General features: G+C 62.6%; 1 protein-coding gene. It reads right to left on the reverse strand.

What is annotated here, in order from left to right; translation table 11 throughout:
* A partial coding sequence (locus AC1D1Y_RS26435; RefSeq protein ID WP_477684958.1) for a sodium:solute symporter family transporter occupies positions 1 to 439 on the reverse strand: 439 nt, incomplete at both ends.

Genomic DNA, 439 nt, shown 5'->3' on the forward strand with positions numbered 1-439 from the left:
CCGCAATCTTGGGCAGCTGCTGGCCATAGGCCAAGGGCGCCAGCGGGTTACCGGTCTGCTTGTAGGACAGCCAGGACACCGGGATCAGAAAGGCCAGGATGATGATGACGTACTGGGTGACCTGGGTCCAGGTCACGGCGCGCATACCGCCCAGAAACGAACACACCAGCACGCCACCCAGGCCCAGCAAAATACCAATCTCGAAGTTCACGCCCGTCAGGCGCGAGGTGATCAACCCCACGCCATACAGCTGCGCCACCACATAGGTGAACGAGCACAGCACGGCTGCCAATGCGGCCAGCATGCGCGGCCACCGCCCCCCAAAACGCACCGCGAAATAGTCGGGCACGGTATACAGGTTCATGCGGCGCAAATACGGCGCTACCAGCAGGGCTACGAGGCAAAACCCGCCGGTCCAGCCCAACACATAGGCCAGACC

The sequence above is a fragment of the Polaromonas sp. P1_G1 genome, from assembly GCF_056405595.1.